The 22,276-nt window shown below is 34.1% G+C and carries 21 protein-coding genes; 11 read left to right on the forward strand and 10 right to left on the reverse strand.

Annotation, left to right across the window (positions count from 1 at the left end):
* Positions 1–24: 24 nt before the first annotated feature.
* Positions 25–669 carry an orotate phosphoribosyltransferase gene (pyrE, locus tag AC0UBM_RS09435; RefSeq protein WP_414036104.1) on the reverse strand — a complete coding sequence of 215 codons (645 nt, stop codon included), beginning with the start codon at positions 667–669 and terminating at the stop codon, positions 25–27.
* A 123-nt stretch (positions 670–792) separates the two neighbouring features.
* Between pyrE and AC0UBM_RS09440 the strand changes: the two genes are divergently transcribed.
* The gene (locus AC0UBM_RS09440; RefSeq protein WP_414036103.1) at positions 793–1,374 is read left to right on the forward strand and encodes an NUDIX hydrolase; all 582 of its coding nucleotides are present in this window, start codon (positions 793–795) and stop codon (positions 1,372–1,374) included.
* On the opposite strand, the gene AC0UBM_RS09445 is transcribed toward AC0UBM_RS09440, so the two are convergent.
* The 5 genes from AC0UBM_RS09445 to AC0UBM_RS09465 form a co-directional block, all read right to left on the reverse strand.
* Positions 1,367–2,053 (reverse strand): N-formylglutamate amidohydrolase, encoded by a 687-nt coding sequence (locus AC0UBM_RS09445; RefSeq protein WP_475688439.1) that lies wholly within the window; start codon positions 2,051–2,053, stop codon positions 1,367–1,369. The two genes, AC0UBM_RS09440 and AC0UBM_RS09445, sit on opposite strands and share 8 nt — an antisense overlap.
* A complete protein-coding gene (locus AC0UBM_RS09450) occupies positions 2,050–3,276 on the reverse strand; it encodes a glutamate-cysteine ligase family protein (RefSeq protein ID WP_475688440.1) in 1,227 nt (408 codons plus the stop codon). Before AC0UBM_RS09450 ends, AC0UBM_RS09445 begins: the two co-directional genes overlap by 4 nt.
* A 1-nt stretch (position 3,277) precedes the next feature.
* Positions 3,278–4,723, reverse strand: a complete 1,446-nt coding sequence (locus AC0UBM_RS09455) for a RimK family protein (RefSeq protein ID WP_038527414.1) — start codon at positions 4,721–4,723, stop codon at positions 3,278–3,280.
* A gap of 98 nt (positions 4,724–4,821) precedes the next feature.
* Complete coding sequence (locus AC0UBM_RS09460; protein ID WP_475688441.1) at positions 4,822–6,090, reverse strand: chloride channel protein; 1,269 nt, start codon at positions 6,088–6,090, stop codon at positions 4,822–4,824.
* Positions 6,091–6,134: 44 nt separating this feature from the next.
* Positions 6,135–7,868 carry a M14 family metallopeptidase gene (locus tag AC0UBM_RS09465; protein WP_475688442.1) on the reverse strand — a complete coding sequence of 578 codons (1,734 nt, stop codon included), beginning with the start codon at positions 7,866–7,868 and terminating at the stop codon, positions 6,135–6,137.
* A gap of 97 nt (positions 7,869–7,965) precedes the next feature.
* On the opposite strand from AC0UBM_RS09465, the gene AC0UBM_RS09470 reads away from it, so the two are divergent.
* Entirely contained in the window at positions 7,966–9,861 is a 1,896-nt protein-coding gene (locus tag AC0UBM_RS09470; RefSeq protein WP_414036098.1) for a SulP family inorganic anion transporter, read from the forward strand.
* 15 nt (positions 9,862–9,876) lie between these two features.
* Here AC0UBM_RS09470 and coaD read toward each other — a convergent pair whose 3' ends face one another.
* A complete protein-coding gene (gene coaD / locus AC0UBM_RS09475) occupies positions 9,877–10,341 on the reverse strand; it encodes a pantetheine-phosphate adenylyltransferase (RefSeq protein WP_414036097.1) in 465 nt (154 codons plus the stop codon).
* Positions 10,342–10,379: 38 nt separating this feature from the next.
* Positions 10,380–11,354, reverse strand: a complete 975-nt coding sequence (locus AC0UBM_RS09480) for a D-alanine--D-alanine ligase (protein ID WP_475688443.1) — start codon at positions 11,352–11,354, stop codon at positions 10,380–10,382.
* A 104-nt stretch (positions 11,355–11,458) separates the two neighbouring features.
* Here AC0UBM_RS09480 and AC0UBM_RS09485 point away from each other — a divergent pair, with 104 nt between their 5' ends.
* The 4 genes from AC0UBM_RS09485 to AC0UBM_RS09500 all read left to right on the forward strand — a co-directional run bounded on the left by AC0UBM_RS09485 (position 11,459) and on the right by AC0UBM_RS09500 (position 14,246).
* Positions 11,459–12,016, forward strand: a complete 558-nt coding sequence (locus AC0UBM_RS09485) for a PASTA domain-containing protein (protein ID WP_414036095.1) — start codon at positions 11,459–11,461, stop codon at positions 12,014–12,016.
* Positions 12,017–12,019: 3 nt separating this feature from the next.
* Positions 12,020–13,060 carry an RluA family pseudouridine synthase gene (locus AC0UBM_RS09490; RefSeq protein ID WP_475688444.1) on the forward strand — a complete coding sequence of 347 codons (1,041 nt, stop codon included), beginning with the start codon at positions 12,020–12,022 and terminating at the stop codon, positions 13,058–13,060.
* 132 nt (positions 13,061–13,192) lie between these two features.
* A complete protein-coding gene (gene yaaA, locus AC0UBM_RS09495) occupies positions 13,193–13,951 on the forward strand; it encodes a peroxide stress protein YaaA (protein WP_475688445.1) in 759 nt (252 codons plus the stop codon).
* Positions 13,908–14,246 carry a hypothetical protein gene (locus tag AC0UBM_RS09500; RefSeq protein WP_414036092.1) on the forward strand — a complete coding sequence of 113 codons (339 nt, stop codon included), beginning with the start codon at positions 13,908–13,910 and terminating at the stop codon, positions 14,244–14,246. Before yaaA ends, AC0UBM_RS09500 begins: the two co-directional genes overlap by 44 nt.
* Here AC0UBM_RS09500 and AC0UBM_RS09505 read toward each other — a convergent pair whose 3' ends face one another.
* Positions 14,247–14,384, reverse strand: a complete 138-nt coding sequence (locus AC0UBM_RS09505; RefSeq protein WP_414036091.1) for a 30S ribosomal protein THX — start codon at positions 14,382–14,384, stop codon at positions 14,247–14,249.
* 45 nt (positions 14,385–14,429) lie between these two features.
* Between AC0UBM_RS09505 and AC0UBM_RS09510 the strand changes: the two genes are divergently transcribed.
* From AC0UBM_RS09510 to AC0UBM_RS09530, 5 genes are all read left to right on the forward strand, one after another.
* Positions 14,430–15,083, forward strand: a complete 654-nt coding sequence (locus AC0UBM_RS09510) for a uracil-DNA glycosylase family protein (RefSeq protein ID WP_475688446.1) — start codon at positions 14,430–14,432, stop codon at positions 15,081–15,083.
* Positions 15,084–15,434: 351 nt separating this feature from the next.
* Positions 15,435–16,763, forward strand: a complete 1,329-nt coding sequence (ffh, locus tag AC0UBM_RS09515) for a signal recognition particle protein (protein WP_414036089.1) — start codon at positions 15,435–15,437, stop codon at positions 16,761–16,763.
* 38 nt (positions 16,764–16,801) lie between these two features.
* A complete protein-coding gene (locus AC0UBM_RS09520; RefSeq protein ID WP_414036088.1) occupies positions 16,802–17,686 on the forward strand; it encodes a bifunctional 5,10-methylenetetrahydrofolate dehydrogenase/5,10-methenyltetrahydrofolate cyclohydrolase in 885 nt (294 codons plus the stop codon).
* A 134-nt stretch (positions 17,687–17,820) separates the two neighbouring features.
* The gene (locus tag AC0UBM_RS09525; RefSeq protein ID WP_475688447.1) at positions 17,821–20,871 is read left to right on the forward strand and encodes a ligand-binding sensor domain-containing protein; all 3,051 of its coding nucleotides are present in this window, start codon (positions 17,821–17,823) and stop codon (positions 20,869–20,871) included.
* 16 nt (positions 20,872–20,887) lie between these two features.
* Positions 20,888–21,502 carry a DNA-binding response regulator gene (locus tag AC0UBM_RS09530; RefSeq protein WP_475688448.1) on the forward strand — a complete coding sequence of 205 codons (615 nt, stop codon included), beginning with the start codon at positions 20,888–20,890 and terminating at the stop codon, positions 21,500–21,502.
* Between the two features lie 6 nt (positions 21,503–21,508).
* Here the strand turns inward: AC0UBM_RS09530 and rluF are convergent, their stop codons facing one another.
* Positions 21,509–22,264, reverse strand: coding sequence for a 23S rRNA pseudouridine(2604) synthase RluF (gene rluF, locus AC0UBM_RS09535; RefSeq protein WP_475688449.1), 756 nt, complete (start codon positions 22,262–22,264; stop codon positions 21,509–21,511).
* Positions 22,265–22,276: the final 12 nt, after the last annotated feature.

Here is a 22,276-nt window from a genome sequence, read left to right on the forward strand (position 1 = left end):
GATTGTGTTTTTTGTTTCTAGTAATTAAATCGCGTTCCATTCGCTTGGATTCGCATTCCAGTCGGTTAATGTTTTTACCTCAGATTGGGAAACATAATTGGTTTCGACAGCTTGTTCTATTAAACTTTCGTAATTACTTAAGGTTTGAAGCGTTACATTTTCTTTTTCAAAATTTTCACTAGCAACATTAAAACCGTAAGTGAAAATAGCGATCATACCTTTTACGTTAAGCCCAGCTTCTCTTAAGGCTCTAACAGCATTTAAACTACTTTTTCCTGTGCTAATTAAGTCCTCGACCACAACAACATTTTGTCCTTTCTGAACAAAACCTTCAATCTGATTTTGTCTACCATGGCTTTTGGCTTCAGGTCTTACATAAATAAATGGCAGACCTAAATATTCGGCAACAAGCATTCCAATACCAATAGCACCAGTAGCAACTCCTGCAATAACATCGGGTTTGCCATATTGCTTTTCAATATCTTTAGCCATAGTTTCACGTATGTAATTTCTAATTGGTGGAAACGACAATATAATCCTATTATCACAATAAATAGGAGACTTCCATCCAGAGGCCCACGTAAAAGGAGCACTAGGGCTAAGTTTTATTGCATTTACTTGCAGTAAAACCTCAGCAGTTTTTCGAGCGGTATGTTTGTTAAAAATCATAGATACAAAATTACACATTAATTAAAATAATAGTTCTTGTGTATTAAAATTATTTTTTTAAAGTTAATAGGTTTGCTTTAAAAAATTATACTTTTACTGCAAATAATATAGGATAATTTTACCATGTATAAAATTTTTGTCAACGAGAAGCCAATCGTTTTAACCACCTTGGTTGAGAAAGAAACACATTTTAAGAATTACTTATTAGATACCGTTCATATTGGCAAAGTTATAAAAGAATTAAACAATACGTCTTTAAACGAGGTAAGATTAATTCATAAGAATCCTGATAAACTTCTTAAGAAATTTTTAAAGAAGTTGCCTAATGTCGTTGCAGGTGGAGGGAAAGTATACAATAAAGAAGGTAACATTTTATTTATTTATAGAAACGACAAATGGGACTTGCCTAAAGGAAAAGCTGAGGCTAAAGAAACCATCGAGGAAACCGCTTTGCGAGAAGTAGAGGAGGAAACAGGTGTTACTGGTTTAAAAATTACTAAACCTTTACATACCACTTACCATATTTTTAAGCGTAATGGGAAGTATAAAATAAAAGTTACACATTGGTTCGAAATGTCTACAGAATTTAAAGGAAACCTGTGGCCACAACTTAACGAAGGGATTACCAAAGTTGAATGGTTAAATGAAGTTGAAGCCATTCAGGCTTTAGAAAATTCCTATGCTAATATTCGTCCGCTTATCTAATTATACTACTTTTTAAAGCTGAATACATTTGGTGTTTTAAACTTGAAGGCATACTGTTTTTGGATGCGAATTTCTGATTAATCTCAATCTCGATTCCTATATAGTTATCCGGAAATAACCGACGTAAATGGGTTGTAAATCCATCTGCGGTACCCCGGTACGGATAATTAAATCGCACTTTTAAATTTGGGTTTTCTAAATGTAACTCCGATTTAAAATGCTTACAGAATTGCGATTCTTCAGCTTTTATAGGATCATATAATAATCCAATATCACAATGTCGTGTTATATCGTTTAAAACAGGTGTGAAACTATGCACCGATACGTGCAGTATAACGTCTCCTTTGTTTATGTTTTTCGATATATATTGTACCACAGAATTTCTATATACTTTATAATACCGTTCAATTAGTCGTTCTTTATGTAATGGAGAAATCGATTTAGAAAATTCTGAAAATAGATGTCTATGATGTAACGATCTGTTTAATTCGATTAACAAACGGCTAGTTGTGCTAAAATTAGAATAATCTGAAAGTGGTTTTAAATAGTTAAAAACATCTAAAGCACCAATATCAAAACCACGATGCGACTGCAACGTGGTTTTATTATCTTTAAACATATCTGCAAACATTTTAGGAATTGTATTTCCGCCATGCTCGCAAGTTAAAAGGAGTTTCATGATATAAATTGCGTATTGTTCTCTAAACAATCTGCCAAAGATTCGTAAACGCCTAAAATTTGCTCTTGAGAACAATCATTTTTTAAAGCGCGTTCTATTCGTGTTGCTAAAGTGCCTTCATTTAAAATAGTTTCTATGGCTTGATAATGCGATTTATGAATATTTGGTTTAGCCAGTGCATACAGGTGTTTCCAAACATTTTGTATGGTTGTTTCATCCTCGATATCAAACACATTTAAATAATCTAAATTTTTAATTACCGATGTTTCTCCATGTGTAATGGCATCATCCAAAATCACAAATAAATCTTCCTTTACCCAACGTTTTTGAGTCGCTAAAGACGATAATTTTTTGTTGACTAATAATTTTAAAGTCGCAATAATTAACGCGCAAATAGCAATATCTGCTTTAGGGCATTCTTGAATGTCGACCAAACGGATTTCAATGGCATTTCTGTCGAAGCGTGCAATGGCACCACGAGAGTTTAAAAAGTGGTGATCTAAAACGTTTTGTGTATCAAACGGTTTTATTGCCTTTTTTATTGGTTCAAAAATGGTAGCATAATAATCGAGTTTGGTAAATACACGTTCCGGAATAATAAGGCCTGCCATTTCAGGAATCTCCTTCTGGTTTGTTTTGTAATATTCCAAGCGGGTATCTTTAAAACCGGTTAATTTGCCTTCTAAAATAGGAGAGCTCGCGCTTAATCCAGGAATTAAAGGCAATACAATACGTATGGCAGCATGTAATTTTTCAAACTCTTTATCATCAAAAAACGGCAAGTTTATGTGCACGCTTTGCACATTACTCCATCCGTGATTTTTACAATTAAAAATACGGTTGTATAATTCGTAAACTTCACTATAACTGTGTTTCCAAAGTTCTGTGTCTGTTTTCGGATTCATAAAAGGATGTGCCGCCGTTGGTAATAATTTGGTTTGTAACGGTTTTAAAATGGCATTAATTTCCTTAATATTTTCATGAAATAGCGAAGCTAAACCATTTAAATCTTTTGTAGGTCCGTTGGTTTTAAGCTCTACTACATGCGCAACCAATTCGTTGCTCCATGCAATTTTTCCATTCACAATATCCGAAGTTAATTTGCCTTTCTTTTTAGTTAAAAGCGTATCAACAATCGGAGCAATTTTTAAATCGGATTGATGTACTAGCATATATTCTAGTTCAATTCCGTAAACATCAAAAAGATGATATTTTTTATTCATTTTAATCTAAGCGTTTTTTTAATGCTGAAAGAATTTCGGTGTAAACCAAATCACCATAATACGCGTCTTCTACACCAAAATCGATATTTGGGTTGTCGTTAATTTCTATAACCATAGGTTGGTTATTTACCACTTTTATGTCTATGCCATATAAGCCTTTACCCATAAGTTTAGCCGATTTTATTGCCATTCTTAATACGTTTTTAGGCACTTGTTCAATAGGTAAGCAATCGGCATCGCCATCTTGGTCGTCTTTCTTTTTGGCATTCCAGTTATAAATCTGCCAATGGCCTTTTGCCATATAATACTTACAGGCATAAAAAGGCTTGTCGTCTAAAATTCCAATACGCCAATCGTAATCGGACGGACAGAATTCTTGTGCAATAATAAGGTCGGATTCCTTTAGCATTTCAGAAACTAACGTCTTATACTCGGCTTCGGTTTTAGCTTTTTTTACCCCAAAGGAGAATGTCGAGTCCGGTGCTTTTAATACACACGGTAATCCTACACTTTCTAACACTTGGTTTTTGTTGTCTTTATGTACAATGATGGTTTTTGGTGTGTCTATATTTGCATTCTGTAAAGCTTCGGCCATATACACTTTATTGCAACATTTTAAGATAGCATCTGGATAATCTATAATAGCGATTCCTTCTTTTTGAGCTTTTCGAGCAAAGGCATAGGCTTCGTTATTCACTTCGGTACTTTGACGAATAAATAAAGCATCAAAAGACGATAGGCGCGACAAATCTTTAGGCTCGATGATTTCGGCATAAATATTCATCTTTTCGGCTAAATCGATAAACTTTTTTAACGCCTTAGCATTACTCGGTGGCGCTGGGTCTTTGGGGTTTACCAAAATAGCTAAATCGAAATCACTTTTGTTTAACTTAGGAATATCGTAACGTTTTTTCGAAAAATACTGATTCGCAAATTCCTGAACACTATCTAAGTGCTCAACAGGAATTTCAGATTCCGAAATCGCTTTAATACTCTGAATGTTCCACTTGGTAGTATGATTAAATTTAACCCGTAAAAATGGTACCTGAAAATGTTTGTAAAACAACAAGCTTAACTCTTTATATTTCTGAGCCACATTCTGTCCAAAATAAATACTCAGCGTAAATTCTTGCGACTTTATGTTCTTTAAACTTTGTTGTATGGTATCGTCAAATTCGTCTGAAACAATACGTACCAGTTTTAAAGCTTTTAAATCGACAATATTTTTAACCGTCGGGATTGGTAAATGTCCACGTGCCTCTGCTAAAAGCGAAACATAATAGCCTTTAGATTGGTAAGAGTAATCTTTACATAAGTTAAAAATCCTAGCTTTTTTTAGTAGCGAAAATTCTGGGTTAGTAAGGTACTCTTGTGAAGATATTACTTTAATATTCTCAATCGAAAAATTCCATTTTTCAGGTTGATTGACAACAATATACTTGTTCATCGAAAGCGCTGCATAGCGATATAAATTTGAATCAAATGTATATTATTTTTAATTATGATTTACACTACGAGACTTTTTTTTATAATTATTTTAATGTCTTAATCCTGATGCTTTTGTGCGCTTATAAATGGAATTTTTGGTGCTAGAAAATATCCGGTTAAACTCGCAAATAAAATAGGAATTAAATGTCCAAATCCAGTAAGGGTTGTTAGTAAAATTGTGGTGCTCATTGGAGTTCGTGTTACACATGCATTTATCGCAGCCATACAGCTTACAATAGTTAAGGTTAAACTTACCGATGGTATAAATTGATGAATAATTAAACCTAAAGTGGTGCCTACAAAAAATAAGGGAATAATAAAACCTCCACGCCATCCCGAAGTGACAGTTATGGCAATTGCAATGATTTTAAAAATTAAGATAACGAATAGTAATTTTAAAGGAAATTGCTCGGTTATAAGCTCGTTAATTTCGTGATGACCAAAATAGCGAGTAATTGGAATGTAATAGGCAATTATACCTAAAAGTAATCCGCCAATTAATGTTTTTATGTAAATAGGAATTGGTCGTTTTTCGAACACTATTTTAAAGAATTTTACACAATAAATAAAAGCCCAACCAATAGCTGTTGCTATAATTGCAAATAAGACGGCATAACCAAAATCGAAAATCCCAGAATACTCGTAAGCGGACAAATTCCAAGTAGGACCCAGGCCAAGATGAACAATTAAAGCAAACACGATATAACTAAAACTACTAGCAACAAGTGCGGGAATAATTGCGCGGTAATACTCTACAGCATGTTTGTAATGTAAAATTTCTAGTGCAAATAAACTACCACCAAGAGGTGCTCCAAATAATGCTGTAAACCCAGATGCCATTCCTGCAATACTCAAGGAGCGTAAGGCTTCTCCTTTTAGTCGAAATATTTTTCCTAACCAAGTTCCTATAGAACCGGTTACTTGCACCAATGGTGCTTCCGGACCTAAGCTTCCGCCAGAGGCAATACAAAAGAATGACGATAAAATCATCGAGGGATTATTCTTTGGATTTAATTTTCCTTTATTAAAACGAATGTTGTTTACAATAAGTTGAATTTCTCCGGGGTCTCCAATAAAATGAATAACTAATCCTGCTAAAAGACCACCAATGGTCATAACAGGAATAACTTGCCAACCTTCAAAAAAGGCAACCTGATGCGTCAAGAACTCTAAAACAATCCAGTAAATTCCTGCGGTAATACCACCAATAAGCCCTAACACCGCCCAAAGTAAAAACGACCAACTAAACACAAAGGGATTGAATTTAATAGGTTGGTCTAGTATATTCAGATATTTAATTATCTTTTTCTTTCTATGTATTTTCACGTAACAAAAGGTTTTAAAATGGAATTTTTTGTAAATAACTGTTTTTAATTGACCCTAAAAATAGGGTAACGTTTATGTGCTTTTTCATAATAGTTACTGTGCTGATGTATCCAATCTAATTGGGCATACCAGTTTTCGGAAAAGGCTTTATCTGATTGTTTTTTGGCTTCAAATTCCTGTTTAAGCTCTGCATTGCTGTTTAGCAGTTCTAAAGCTAAATCTTCCCAAACGTAAGGCGAAAATCCTTCTTTTTGTTGAAGAATGGTGTCGAAGAAATTCCAGTTAAAGAAAGAGTCTACAGCTTGAGGTTCTAGAGTTTCTAAAAGATAACGAATTGCGGGTTGACGGGTTTCAATATAATAATCGCCCGCTCTAAATTGTAAGGTTTCTGTTGTTGAAGTCACCGTTGTATTGGAGTGTAAATAGTGCCCCTCGTAAGCCTCTTTTTTAGTGTCGAAATCTGCAATGTGGTAGGTTTCAACCGTAAATGTTTGGTCTGCTTGTAATGGCGTCATCTCTACCTGATTTAATTTCAGCAATTCAATAATCGAATACCAACCTTGCGGAATTATATAAGCTTTTGGGATGGAGACTTTAGTTGTGGGCTTAAAGTAGTTCTGATATTTAACTGCTTTAGTAAAAGGTTTAGAACGGTCGTATTTTAAACGTTTTAATCCCGTAACCGCACTGCTTATATATTCGCCTTCAAATCCTTTAAATTGTAAGGTCGAGAATTTAGTGGTGTCTATCGTCCAATTTAAATCGTAAGTTTCAGCTTCTAAGAACGCTTGGTTTGCTTCTGCTCTTAAGGTTTTTATAATCTTGTAATCTCTTTCAATGAGTTCAATCATGCTTTTCATGAGTTCGTAAGTCCCTTCAACTCTAGGTTTGTAGGGCTTAAGCATATGGGTTTCTACCATCATACCTAAAGTATTAAATAGCGCGGTGTAACCTGTAGAGTATCTTGGATTATCTATAAACTGACTAAAACCAACCTCTGGAACTTGATTAAAGACATTCACATACGGGGTGATGTCCCAATCTTTCGATGCTAAATTTTGTTCCAGTTCAGGCATCATTTTAGTATGTAAATAGTTCCCTAAATGACCACCAAGTTTGTTGTGTTGCGTAAATAAATGTGTTAAGGTATATTGATAATCGGCACCATTACTCACATGATTATCTATAAACACATCAGGTTGAACGGTATGAAAAATTTCAGCGAAAGCTTTTGCGTTTCTAGTGTCACTTTTTATAAAATCGCGATTCAAATCATAATTCCTTGCATTTCCTCTAAAGCCATAGGTTTCGGGTCCGTTTTGGTTGGTTCTTGTTGTCGAATTTCGATTTAAGCTTCCGCCAATGTTATACACAGGAATAGTAACTAAGACTGTATGTTTTGGCATGTTTACTTTGCCTAGAACAATATCGCGATACAGCATCATTGTGGCGTCTATACCGTCGCTTTCTCCAGGATGAATACCGTTATTAACGAGTAGAATGCGTTTCTCTTTTCGAATTTCAGAAAAATTAAAAATGGCATCAGAGTTTAAAGTCACCACATGTAAGGGCTGTCCTGAGTCCGTTTTGCCCATAGTTTCTATAGAAATATGAGGATAAGTTGTGGCTAAATTTTTATAAAATTGAATAACTTCATCGTAGGTAGCGGTTTCTAAACCATTACTTTTTTCGAAATGTGTCAGGAAGTTGTTTTGGGTTTGCGCATGTAACGTATTCGTTAGTAGAAGGGTAAGGAAAGCGTAAGCGAAATATTTCATTCTTAATAGTTTTGCGCCAAACTTAATGAAATTATCATTGCAAGAACTTGCGTATACTTATTTTAACTGTACTTTTGCGCCTTTAAAAAATAGAAACATGACAGATTTTATAAGAAAAATAACGCCAAATGCCAAGGATGATGTGTTGGCAGGTATAACGGTGTCGTTAGCCATGATTCCTGAGGTTGTGGCCTTCGCCTTTGTTGCTCAAATTAGTCCAATTGTAGCCCTTTTTGGTGCCTTTATAATAGGAATAGTTTCTGCACTTTTTGGTGGGCGACCTGGTTTAATTTCTGGTGCAGCCGGAGCAGTTGCTGTTATTTTTGTGCATATGATTCAGGAGGGACATGCTAAAGGCCTCTTGTTTGATACGCCCGTAGAAAATATGGGATACTTCTATTTGCTGGCTGCTGTTGTGTTAATGGGAGTTATTCAGATATTATCAGGAATTTTTAAGCTTGGAAAATTTGTGCGTTTAATTCCGCATCCCGTAATGCTTGGGTTTGTTAACGGTTTGGCCATTGTTATTTTTATGGCACAATTGGGGATGTTTAAAGAGAATACAAAAGATATTTTCGGACAAAACATGCGAAAAACCGAGAGTAAAGAATTGGTATATAATGTGAACGATAATGTCGTTACCGATTTAATTTCTGGTAGTCAATTGTTCTCTATAGATGGTCAATCTATTAACAATATTGCCACAGGAGAAGAAGTGTTTATCATGTCCGATAATCAAGTTTTCGATGTCAATACCAAGAAAGTTGTATTTAATGTTCAGGACAATGGTTTTTATGCTGTCAAGGATAACGGAGTTGTAAAATCGACTATGGAAGGCAATAAGCTTTATATTATGATTGGCTTGGTTTTATTAACCATGTTTATTATTTGGGGATTACCTAAGTTAACCAAAAAGGTGCCTGCCGCTTTAACAGCTATTTTAATCGTGACTTTAATTTCTATTTTCGGAGGACTTAATTCTATTAATGTTGGGGACTTTATTAGAGATGGAGGAGGTGCTGGATTAAACGGTTTCGATGAATTGTCTAGTAAACTTAATCTCGGAGAACTTTGGAGTCATTTACCATTTAATTTAGATACTTTAAAATTTATTGCGCCATATGCATTCTTAGCGGCTTCTGTAGGATTAATAGAAACCTTAATGACGATGAATCTTGTAGACGAATTAACCGATTCGCGAGGTGATGGAAACAGAGAATGTGTAGCACAAGGAGCCGGAAACATGCTAAGTGGAATACTTGGAGGAACCGGAGGTTGTGGTATGATTGGACAAACTGTAATTAATATTAATGCTGGAGGTAGAGGACGCTTGTCTGGTGTAATGATGGCCATCACACTACTTACCTTTATTTTATTTGCAGATAAATATATCGAGCAAGTACCCATTGCAGCTCTAGTGGGTGTAATGTTTATGATGGTTATTGAAACTTTTGCTTGGTCTAGTTTACGAATTATGAAAAAGATTCCAGTTTCTGATGCCGTTGTACTTGTTATCGTTTCTGTGGTAACCGTATTTTTCGATTTAGCAATAGCGGTGTTTGTTGGGGTCATAATTTCTGCACTTGCTTTTGCATGGGAAAATGCGAAAAAGATTAGAGCTAGAAAACGTTTTACTGAAGACGGAAAAATTAAAACATACGAAATCTGGGGACCACTATTTTTTGGTTCTATAACAGCCTTTAACGAGAAGTTTGATATTAAAAACGACCCAGACGAAGTTTATATCGATTTTGTAGAGTCTCGAATTAGTGATCATTCTGCTGTAGAAGCTATTACTGTTATTGTAAATAAATATGAAGAAGCAGGAAAATCTATTAAATTAAAGCATTTAAGTGAAGATTGTAAAATTTTAATGTACAAAGCCAATCCTAAGTTTAAGGATGTTATTATTGAAGATGTTCACGATCCGAGATATCACTTGGCGGCGAATCCAGAGGATTTTCCTAAACCACTTTCAGAATATAAATTTTAATAAAAAAAGCGCCAATTATGGCGCTTTTTTTACTCTTACACTATCCGGTACAAGGAGCGTATAATCTCCGTTATGCCGTATTACATCTCTAACAATACTAGAACTTATAAAAGAGGTTTTAGATGAGGTTAGGAGGAATACTGTTTCTATTTCCGAAAGTTTTCTATTGGTTTGTGCAATGGCTTTCTCGAATTCAAAATCGGCTGGATTTCTAAGTCCTCTTAAAATAAATTCAACATCCATTTTTATACAAAAATCTACTGTAAGACCTGAGTAGGTTGTTACTTTTACTTTTGGTTCGTCTTTAAACGTGTCTTTAATGAATTGCAGACGTTCTTCTAAAGAGAACATATATTTTTTATCAGAATTAATTCCGATAGCAATAATTATTTCATCAAACACTTTTACACCACGAGTAATAATATCGTAATGTCCTAAGGTTAAAGGGTCGAAAGATCCTGGGAAAATGGCACGTTTCATAGATTATAAAATAGGTGTTTGTGTGAATTTACGATTTTTTATTTTAAAGCATCCTCAATGGCACTTCCAAATAAATCCGATAAAGAGATCCCTGCCACAGCGGCTTGTTGCGGTAAGATACTTTCTTTAGTCATTCCTGGAACGGTATTAATTTCTAATAAATGAGGTTCTCCATCCTTAAAGATAAACTCACTTCTAGAAAATCCTTTCATTTTTAAAACAGTGTATACTTTTTGGGCTAGCGTGTTTACTTTTTCTTCTTGTTCGGCCGTTAGTCGTGCAGGTGTAATTTCCTGCGATTGTCCTAAATATTTGGCTTTATAATCGAAAAAATCATTCTCACTTACAATTTCTGTAATGGGTAAAACTTTTACTTCTCCGTTATAGGTAATCACGCCTACAGAAACTTCGACGCCATCTAAAAACGATTCAATTATAATTTCATCATCTTCTTTAAAGGCTACATCGATAGCTGCTTTTAAGTCTTCTTTTTTATACGCTTTAGAGACCCCAAAACTACTTCCTGCTTTATTTGCTTTAACAAAACATGGTAGACCTACTTTTTGAATTATAGCGTCTTCGTTTATTGCATCTCCTAAATTAAGATAGAATGCTTCTGCAGTTTTTATACCATAAGGCTTTAAAATACTTAGGCAATCACGTTTGTTGTAAGTCACCGCAGCCTGATACATATCGCAACTGGTTTGTGGCATATGTATAAGTTTAAAATACCCTTGTAGGTACCCGTCTTCGCCAGGCGATCCATGAATCGCATTGAAAACACAGTCGAATGTGATTTTTTGTGCGTTAATAGTTACCGAAAAATCATTTTTATCGATAGAAAATTCTTCATTGTCATCATTTACATATACCCACTTGTCTTTAAAAATATGGATTTTATATGCGTTATATTTATATGCGTCAAGTGATTGATAAACAACGTTCCCGCTGTTTAAAGAGATTTCATATTCGCTAGAATAACCACCCATTACGATGGCAATATTTTTTTTCATAATCATAACAATTAAAAGAAATAATCGTTTAGCTAAAATATCATTTATTAATCAAAAGTAAAAACAGAACGGTTTTTATATCTTTGCCAATCAAATTCTATTTCATGAGCTTAATAAAATTTCTTACGAGTAAAACTTTTTTTCTGAATTTACTCTTGGCAGTAGTCGCTATTTTTGTGATTAGTTATTTAATGTTGAAATGGTTAGACAGTACCACCAACCATGGAGAATTTGAAACAGTTCCGGATTTAACGGGAAATTCAATTTCTGTGGCAAAAGCTGCTTTAGAAGAAAACAGTTTAGTTATGGAGATTCAGGATTCTGCAAATTACAATCCAGACTATCCTAAATTTGCTGTTATAGAGCAAGATCCTAAAGCAGGATTTAAGGTTAAAGAAAATAGAAAAATATACATTACACTTAACCCGTCGGGATATAGAAAAGTGTTAGTGCCAGAATTAACAGATCGCACATTCCGTCAGGCAAAACCAACTTTAGAAGCCTTAGGTTTTCAAGTGGGAACCATTAGGTATGTTGACAATATTGGAAAAGATATGGTTTTAGAAGTGTCTCACGACGGAGAAGAAATAAAGCCAGGCGATATGTTACCTAAAACCTCTAAAATAGATTTAGTGTTAGGAAACGGTAATAGACCAAATTAAATTATGAGTGATTACACACCACAAAACGAAGAGGCAGAAGACGAGCTTTACGAACATTATGCGTTTACAGCAGAAAAAGGCCAGTCGCCACTTCGAATAGATAAATATTTAATGAATTTTGTTGAAAACGCCACCCGAAGTAAAATTCAGGCGGCTGCAAAATCTGGAAATATTTTTGTTAACGGCGTTGCTGTTAAATCTAATTATAAAGTAAAAGGTAACGATGTTATAAAAGTGCTTTTTGCCCATCCACCATACGAGAATTTACTTGTAGGTGAAAACATTCCAATTGATATTGTTTACGAAGACGACGATTTGTTGGTGGTAAATAAACCAGCGGGAATGGTTGTTCATCCGGGTCACGGAAATTATTCTGGGACCTTAATAAATGCCTTAATTTATCATTTCGATAATCTTCCAGAAAATTCTTCTGGACGTCCAGGTTTGGTGCATAGAATAGACAAAGATACAAGCGGATTGTTGGTGGTTGCGAAGACAGAAGAAGCTATGGCTTATTTGTCGTTACAATTTGCCGAAAAGACTTCCGAACGTGAATATGTAGCTATTGTTTGGGGGAATGTAGAAGACGAAGAAGGTACTGTAGAAGGTAATATTGGTCGCCATCCTAAAAATAGACTTCAAAACACTGTGTTTTTTGGAGACGATGCAGTTAAAGGAAAACCAGCCGTAACACACTATAAAGTATTAGAGCGTCTAGGTTATGTGACTTTGGTTTCTTGTAAATTAGAAACAGGACGCACACACCAAATCCGTGTACATATGAAGCACATTGGACATACCTTATTTAATGATGAGCGTTATGGTGGAGAGAAAATTTTAAAGGGAACTACTTTTACTAAATATAAGCAGTTTGTAGATAATTGTTTTAAAATTTTACCAAGACAAGCACTGCATGCGAAGACCCTAGGATTTGAGCATCCAAGAACTAAAGAGTTTATGCGCTTTAATACAGAGATTCCAGAAGATATGCAACAGTGTATCGAGAAATGGCAACATTATGTGAAGCATCAAGATTCCGAATAGATATAAGAAAAGATTATTGTTAAATAAGAAATAACAGTAATTATCTATAATTCTTGAATAGTTAGAATTGTAAATTTGAATAATCTTAAAGTTAAGATTAATTAAAACGTTGCATTATAATATCCCATATCCATGAAATTAGTAATATCTCCAGCCAAGTCTTTAGATTTCGAAAGTAAATTACCAACCGATGTGTCTACAGAAGGCATCTTTTTAAAAGAAGCAGAACGTTTAAACAAGGTTGTAAAAAAGAAGTCGGCTAAAGAGTTATCTGAACTAATGAAAATTTCTGATAATTTAGGTCAGCTAAACTATCAGAGAAATCAGGAGTGGGAATTACCGTTTACAGCCGATAACGCCAGACAAGCCATTTATGCGTTTAGTGGCGATGTGTATCGTGGATTCGACGCTTATACTATTCCTGAAGCTAAATTAGAAAAACTTCAAAATACGGTTCGAATTATATCAGGATTATATGGGGTTTTAAAACCTTTCGATTTAATTCAAGCATACCGTTTAGAAATGGGGACCAAATTACCTGTTGGTACCAAAAAGAATTTATACGAATTCTGGAAAAAAGCTATAGTTAACGCTTTGAATGATGATTTGAAAGACGGTGAATTGTTTTTAAACTTGGCCAGTAATGAGTATTTTAAAGCGGTAGATGTAAAATCTTTAAAAGTTCCTGTTATTACGGCAACTTTTAAAAATTTTAAGAATGGAGAATATAAAATGATTGCAACCTATGCGAAATTAGCTAGAGGTTTAATGGCACGTTATATTATTGATACCAATGCAGAAACCCTTGAAGATTTAAAAGGTTTTAACTACGAAAACTACAGATACGATGAGCAATTCTCAACCGAAACAGAGTTGGTCTTTACAAGATAATAAACGATCTGAAGAACAACGTAAAGCATTTAAACCAACGGGTAAAACCGCAAAGAAATCGACTGCAAAATATATAGTGTCGGTAATTTTGGTCACATTTTTAGCAAGTATATCACTAACGATAGGCTCTAAGAAAAAGTTAGAAGCGTGTTTGTCTTCAGAGTTTTGTTTTAATTCTAAAGACGATGTTTTACTGTATTCACTGTATGTTTTTAGCACAATTGCCATAATTGTGGCGACCATTTTTATCGCTTACAAATTTGGAAAACGCTTTGGAGAACAAGTAAAGCAGTAATTAACGCTTTACTGTGGCATCTTTGTCAATATTAATTTTATCTTCTGTGCGTACTTTTTTCTTAATTCTTGGTCGTCTTACTCCGTAAGTTCCTCGGTTAATTTTTCCGCGTTTGGTTTTTTTATCTCCTCTAGCCATTGTTTTTCTTTTAAAGTATTAATTTTAGATAAAACTACAAAAACAATGTTTAAGCATCGGCATCCTTATGCACCATTTATTCCAGAAAATGCCACCAAGTTAATAGTGGGCACGTTACCGCCACCAAGATTTTCTATAGGCGAATTAAAACCTGGCGATGTTAATTTTTGTTACGGCAGTATAGATGGACTGCTATGGCCTATTCTGAATACTATTTTCGATTTGCAATTAAAATTTGAAACTACAGATGAAGCCGTATTGCAACGTAAACACTTTTTAAAATCTAGAGGTATTGGGGTTTGTGATATTGTAAAAAGTGCCGAACGAGAGAAAATAGATGCATCGGACCTAGGTATGAAAAATATAGAACTACGTGACGTATTAGGCTATTTAAAAAAGTATCCTAAAATCGGGACGCTATTATTTACCGGTGGCAATAGTAAAAATGGTCCAGAATATTTTTTTAGAAAACACTTAAAAAGTTATGGATTGTCTCTTCAAGTAGACTGTGATGAGGTGCCCCGTATTCATAGTTTTGTGTATGAAGGAAGAGCGATTAAAACAGTCTCTTTAACAGCACCCTCCGGCGCTGCTAATAGAGCTGTTGGCAGTATGCCTTTTTACAAACAAATTAAACAAACTAATTCTAATTTCAATACGTTCGATTTCCGAGTATTGCAATACCGTAATTTTTTTTAAAGACTAATTCAAAATAATAAAGCACTTAAAATCTTCTTGTTAACTGTGTGATTTAAAAATTTAATCTGGGTAACCAAATTGGGTAACCAGATTGGTTTACCAAAAATAATCAATAATATTTTATATCAAAGAAAAAATCAACATAAAATTAATATTATCTCAATTATTTTAACCTATTTTTTATAAAGTGATATTTTAAACCATGTTTAGCGTGGTTTGGAGCGCTTATCTTAGAGCATAAAAAACAGAATTTTAATCATAATATATTCGCTTTAGTTTTTTATGGATCAATTCTTTATTAATACGCATCAAATCATTAAATTTGCGTTTCTTAAAATTTGATAAAAATTTATGTTTAATAATTTAAGTGAGAAGTTAGATAAAGCGTTACACGTTCTTAAGGGACATGGAAGTATAACGGAAGTTAATGTTGCAGAAACCTTGAAAGAAGTACGTCGTGCTTTGTTAGATGCCGATGTTAACTTTAAAATTGCTAAAGATTTTACCAATAGAGTAAAAGATAAGGCACTTGGACAGGATGTATTAACAGCATTACAGCCCGGACAATTAATGGTTAAAATCGTTAAAGACGAGTTAACCGAATTAATGGGAGGAGACGCCGAAGGTATTAATTTGTCTGGCACACCTAGCATTATTTTAATGTCTGGTTTGCAAGGTTCAGGTAAAACAACGTTCTCAGGAAAATTAGCAAATTACCTTAAGACTAAAAAAACAAAGAAACCTTTATTGGTTGCCTGTGATGTGTATCGTCCAGCAGCAATCGATCAATTACACGTAGTTGGAGGTCAGATTAATGTCGATGTTTTTAGTGATAAAGGAAATAGTAATCCTGTTGCCATTGCAGAAGCCGGTGTTGCCCACGCAAAAGCAAACGGGTATAATGTGGTTATTATTGATACCGCAGGTCGTTTAGCTGTTGATGAGGCGATGATGAATGAAATTTCTGAAATTCATAAAGCCATTCAGCCACAAGAAACATTATTTGTTGTAGATTCTATGACAGGGCAGGATGCTGTAAATACAGCAAAAGCTTTCAATGATGTTTTAAATTTCGACGGGGTAATCCTTACCAAATTAGATGGGGATACTCGAGGTGGAGCTGCAATTTCTATTAAATCTGTAGTCGATAAACCAATTAAGTTTATTGGTACAGGTGAGAAAATGGAAGCGATCGATGTCTTTTATCCATCGCGTATGGCAGACCGTATTCTTGGAATGGGAGATGTTGTATCTCTTGTAGAACGTGCTCAAGAGCAGTTTGACGAAGAGGAAGCTAGAAAACTTCAAAAGAAAATTGCAAAGAATCAATTCGGATTTGACGATTTCTTAAGTCAGATTCAGCAAATCAAGAAAATGGGGAACATGAAAGACCTTGTTGGAATGATTCCTGGAGCTGGAAAAATGATGAAAGATATCGATATAGACGATGATGCTTTTAAACATATCGAGGCTATTATTCATTCTATGACTGTTCAAGAACGTACAAATCCTTCTATAATTAATGCGAGTAGAAAAAAACGTATTGGTAAAGGTTCAGGGACCTCTGTACAACAAGTTAATCAGTTGTTAAAACAGTTTGACCAAATGAGCAAAATGATGAAAATGATGCAAGGTGGTGGCGGAAAACGCATGATGCAAGCCATGAAAAACATGCGTTAAGATTTAAAATCTAATTAATAAATAATATACCCTATTACATGACAATTTTAGACGGAAAAAAGGTTAGTAACGATATTAAAGATGAAATCACCGAGCAAGTAAAGAAAATGAAAGCTAAAGGTGAAAAAGTACCGCATTTGGCTGCTATTATTGTAGGTAACGATGGTGCTAGTTTAACATATGTAGGTAGTAAAGTTCGTGCTTGCGAGCGTGTAGGTTTCGAATCTACTTTAGTTAAAATGTCTAGTACAACTAGCGAAGTAGAATTGTTAGATAAAATTAATGAACTTAACGAAAACCCAGAAATTGATGGGTATATCGTTCAATTGCCTTTACCAGACCAAATCGATACTCAAAAGGTATTATTAGCTGTAAATCCAGATAAGGATGTAGATGGATTTCATCCTGCTAACTTCGGTAAAATGGCGTTAGATATGACTACTTTTATTCCGGCAACTCCATTCGGAATTTTAGAATTATTAGAGCGTTACGGCGTAGAAACTAGTGGAAAACATACTGTTGTTATTGGTCGTTCTCATATTGTAGGGCGTCCTATGAGTATTTTAATGGGAAGAAAAGGTTTTCCAGGAAACTCAACAGTAACACTTACTCACAGTCACACAAAAAATATCACACAAATTACATCTCAGGCAGATATCATTATCTCGGCATTAGGTGTTCCTAATTTCTTAAAAGCAGAAATGGTAAAAGATGATGTAGTGATTATAGATGTTGGAATTACCCGTGTAGCCGACGATACAACTGAAAAAGGTTATAGAATTACTGGAGATGTAGATTTTGTTAACGTAAGTAAAAAAGCAAGTTATATCACTCCTGTGCCAGGTGGTGTTGGTCCAATGACCATTGCTATGTTGTTAAAAAATACATTATTGGCATGTGAAAGACATCGCGTTAAGGCATAAGCTAATTCTTGAAAACAGATAATAATAAGCATAATTACACTACGTAGTTATGCTTATTTTTTTGTCTTCATTCTATTGGTATCGTTTTTTTTGTTAGCTTTAGTAACCTAACTAACCAATACGCTTACAGGCATTTGAGAATTGCATATGTCCTATTGCTACTTCTATATGGAATTAGTAATGTAAATGGACAAAATTCAGAAACGTTACAAATTAATTATTTAGGGCAAGAACATGGGCTTTTACAATTAAATACAACCGCTCTTGCTTTAGACGATATGGGGTATCTATGGGTTGGAACAGAGGATGGTTTACACCGTTTTAACGGCTACGAATTTAAAAGTTATGTGTCCAAACCCAACGACAGTACCACTATTGCAGACGACCATATTCGGGGGTTACTGTCTGTAAAAGATACCTTGTGGATTGCAACTAATTCCAAGGGAATTCAAGGGTATAAACGTTCCGAAAACAGGTTCTTTTCCTTGTTATCGAAAACGGATAACGCAGACTTAAATAATGCTTATAGTGCCTTTCAGATTAATAATCGGCTGTTATTGTTTTCGGTGAAAAATCATATGGTGCTGTTCGATAGGCTTCTTAAAACGTCTAAAATCATAAATCTTCCTAATGAATCTATCGAAAATCGCGTAGAAGATATTCTAGGCTTTGATACACGTACTATTTGGTTGGCAACAAAAGAATCTGGGGTGTTACAGTTAGATTTAGACGATTTTAGTATTTCTACTTTTCCCGATTATAAGCATAAGAATACCTCGTGTTTTATAAATAGTAAAAATCAGATTTATATTGGTTCTGAACATGGTTTAGAGGTTTATAATAAAACGGAAGAACGTATAAGTAAAACAGCTATTACCACTGAAGTAGATAGAGTTTATAAAATAAATGATTCTGAATATTACGTGATTTCTAAAAACGGCATTCTAAAATATAATGCTATAACAGATGGGTACAAACATATCATCTTCGAAAATGTAAAGGAGAATAAGCATTATACTTCGGTTGCATTTACTCAAGTTTTAGAAGATAAGCAAGGGAATGTATGGTTTGGTACGCAAGGTGAAGGTGTATTTCATCATAATACATTTCAGATTAAATTTGATAGTTATAGAGTCGAGTTGCCCGATTTGTATGGAAGTCAGCGTATAAGTGTGTTTCCTATTCAGAAAGTTAACGATTCTACATTATGGTTAGGTACCTATGCCGGAACTGTTAAATATAAATTGAATACACGGGAATATTATTTGTACGATACGGGTAAAGGAGGCATTACTTACGATTTTTGTAAGGATGAAAACAACGTGCTTTGGGCTGGAGGTATTTCCGACGGTTTAATGAAATATGATGCTGTAAACGATAAATTTCAGCAATGGGTACATCATGATTCAGAAAATAGTTTGTCTGATAATGAAGTCTTAAAAATTCTGCAGATTTCTAAAGAGAAACTCTGGATATGCACATGGTCGGGTGGAATTAATGAGTTTGATATCGCTTCGGAAACATTTACTCCTGTTTTGTTTGATGGGTTGCAAATCGATCGCGCAAGATCTGCAATTATCGATTCTAAAAACCACATTTGGTTGGGAACGGATAACGGACTTTATGAAATTGAATCGAAAACTATCCTTCATCACTACACAGATAAGGAAAGCGATAATTTAAAATTAACTAATAATCGTGTTTTTTCAATATCGGAAGATAGTCAAGGTAATTTATGGGTGGGTACAAGTTCTGGATTGACACATATAAATACAACAAAGCAAACTTCAACCTTATACTTTAAACAAAAGGGATTTCCAAACGATTTTGTGTATGGTGTTGTAATCGATAATAATGATAAAATTTGGATGAGTACCAATTTTGGTTTGTCGGTGTTTAATCCCAAGGATAAATCGTTTAAAAATTACACCAAGGAAGACGGTTTACAGGATAACGAGTTTAATGGAAAATCGTTTTATAAAGATGATAAAGGGCTCTTGTATTTTGGAGGAATAAATGGTTTTAATATTATAAATCCAGATCGGGTGGTAGATAATCCGTATTTGCCTAATGTGTACTTAGAATCTATAGAACTCTTTAATCAGCCTATAAAACGAAACGAAATGTTTAAAGATACGTTGGTTTTTAAGAGTGAAGAAAATGTGTTAACATTTAATTTCTCGGCAATTAACTATCTGAATCCTGAGAAGGGCTTATACCAATATAAATTAGATAATTTTGATGAAGATTGGAGTCCGCCGGCGAAAAAAAACAATGTTACATACACCAATTTAAACCCTGGCAACTATACATTAAAAATAAAAGCATCTAACGACGTTGGAGTGTGGAATACAACGTATAAAACGGTAAATTTAATAATTGTGCCACCTTGGTATTTAGAAACGTGGTTTAAAATAATGCTTGTTGGTTTGTTCTTGTTTTCCGGAATATGGTATTATAAGTTTAAAACTTCGATGTTAAAACGAGATAAGTTAAAATTAACAGCTTTGGTAAATTCAAGAACGAAAGATTTAATACGTAAAAATGAAGAATTGAATACGTCGCATGCAGTCATGGTCGATCAGAAGAATAATATCGAATTTTTAATGAAAGAATTAAATCATCGTGTAAAAAATAATCTTCAAATTATTTCCAGTTTACTCAATATGCAAGCCAAAAATATTGAAGAACAAGAGGTAAAAGATATTTTAAATATTGCTAAAAATAGAATTTTAACCATATCTTATATACAGAATGATTTAACGTCCAACAAAGGCATCATAGATATTGCTGTTTTTTTAAAGGAATTTTCAGCTAAGATTTTGAGTTTATTATCCGATCAAAATACTCAGAAATTTACAATTGAATTCGATTTACAACCCGATTGCAAATGTGAAGTAAATACAACCTTGTTGGGCTTAATCTTGAACGAACTAATTACTAATACCTACAAATATGCCTTTAAAGCATATAGTGAGAAGAATGTTTTAAAAATTTGTTGTGCTTTATCAAATGGCCAGTTAGAAATTATAATAGCCGATAATGGAGTAGGATACGATTTTGGAAATGCTAAAGATACCTCCTTGGGATTAGATTTAGTGAAAACGATGGTACATCAGTTAAATGGCACGATAGAAATATATGCTGTGCACGGTGTAAAGAATGTAATACTATTACCCTGTTAATTTAAAAAGCACTAAAATGAGACAGATATTATTAATTGAAGACGAGTTGATTGTCGCGATGGATATAAAAAAATCCTTAGAGAAAGAGGGAGAAAACCAAGTGGTTTCTTCCCGCAACTATGTAGAGGCCAAAACCGCTTTTATTAAAGAGGATTTTAATATAATAATTTGCGACATTAATTTAAACGATGTTAAAGATGGCATCGAGATTATAGAAGAGTTAATGCAACTTAAAGAAGTGCCTGTGGTGTATTTAACAGCCTACGATAACTCGGAGATATTAAATCGAGCCAAGGAAACGGTTCCTTATGCTTATTTATTAAAGCCCTTTAACGAGTTGCAACTGCGAATGACAATAGATTTAGCCGATTTAAATTTTAAGAAAAAGGAGGAAGGTTATGTCGCAATCGAAGAAAATATTAATAAACTCGAAGGGTTAACAAAACGGGAAAAGGAAATTTTATTAGTGGTTGCTACAGGGAAAACAAGTAAAGAAATTGGTAAGTGCTTAAATATTTCTCAGCATACTGTAGACCAGCATAAGAAAAATATAAAGAAAAAACTCAATTTAAATACAATTGGTGAACTGGTTAGTTTTACAATGACAACAAACTTAGATCATGTTTTTTAGTTGTCATTACTGCCGTCTTCTAGAAGGTTGAGCAGGAGAAAATGTTTTTTTAGAATCTCCAATTAAAGCTTGTAGTTCTTTCATTTCTTCTTTAGTAATATCGCGATATTCGCCAATCGGCATATCACATTTAATGTTCATAATCCGAACACGTTTTAAAGTCTCCACTTCGTACGTTAAATACTCACACATTCTACGAATTTGTCTGTTTAAACCTTGAGTTAAAATAATTCTAAACTCATACGTCCCTAATTTTTCAACTTTACACTTTTTTGTAACACGATCTAAAATTGGTACTCCATTAGACATGCGTTCGATAAAGGTTTGCGAGATGGGTTTATCTACCGTTACAATGTATTCTTTTTCGTGATTATTGCTTGCACGAAGAATTTTGTTTACAATATCTCCATCGTCGGTAAGCAGAATTAATCCTTCACTAGGCTTGTCTAAACGGCCAATAGGAAAAATACGTTTCGGGTAATTTATGTAATCAATAATATTGTCTTTTTCTACACGTGTATCTGTAGTGCACACAATCCCTACGGGTTTATTAAATGCCAAATACACAAATTCTGTTTTTGTATTTACAACCGATTCGCCATCTACAGCTACCACATCGGTAGGGCTTACTTTAGTCCCCATTTCTGGCACAACTCCGTTAATGGTTACACGACCAGCTTCAATAAGTTTATCTGCTGCACGACGTGAGCAATATCCTACTTCGCTTAAATATTTATTGATTCGTTTTAATTCCGTTTCCATGTGGCAAATATA

This window comes from Formosa sp. F44 (genome assembly GCF_056238645.1).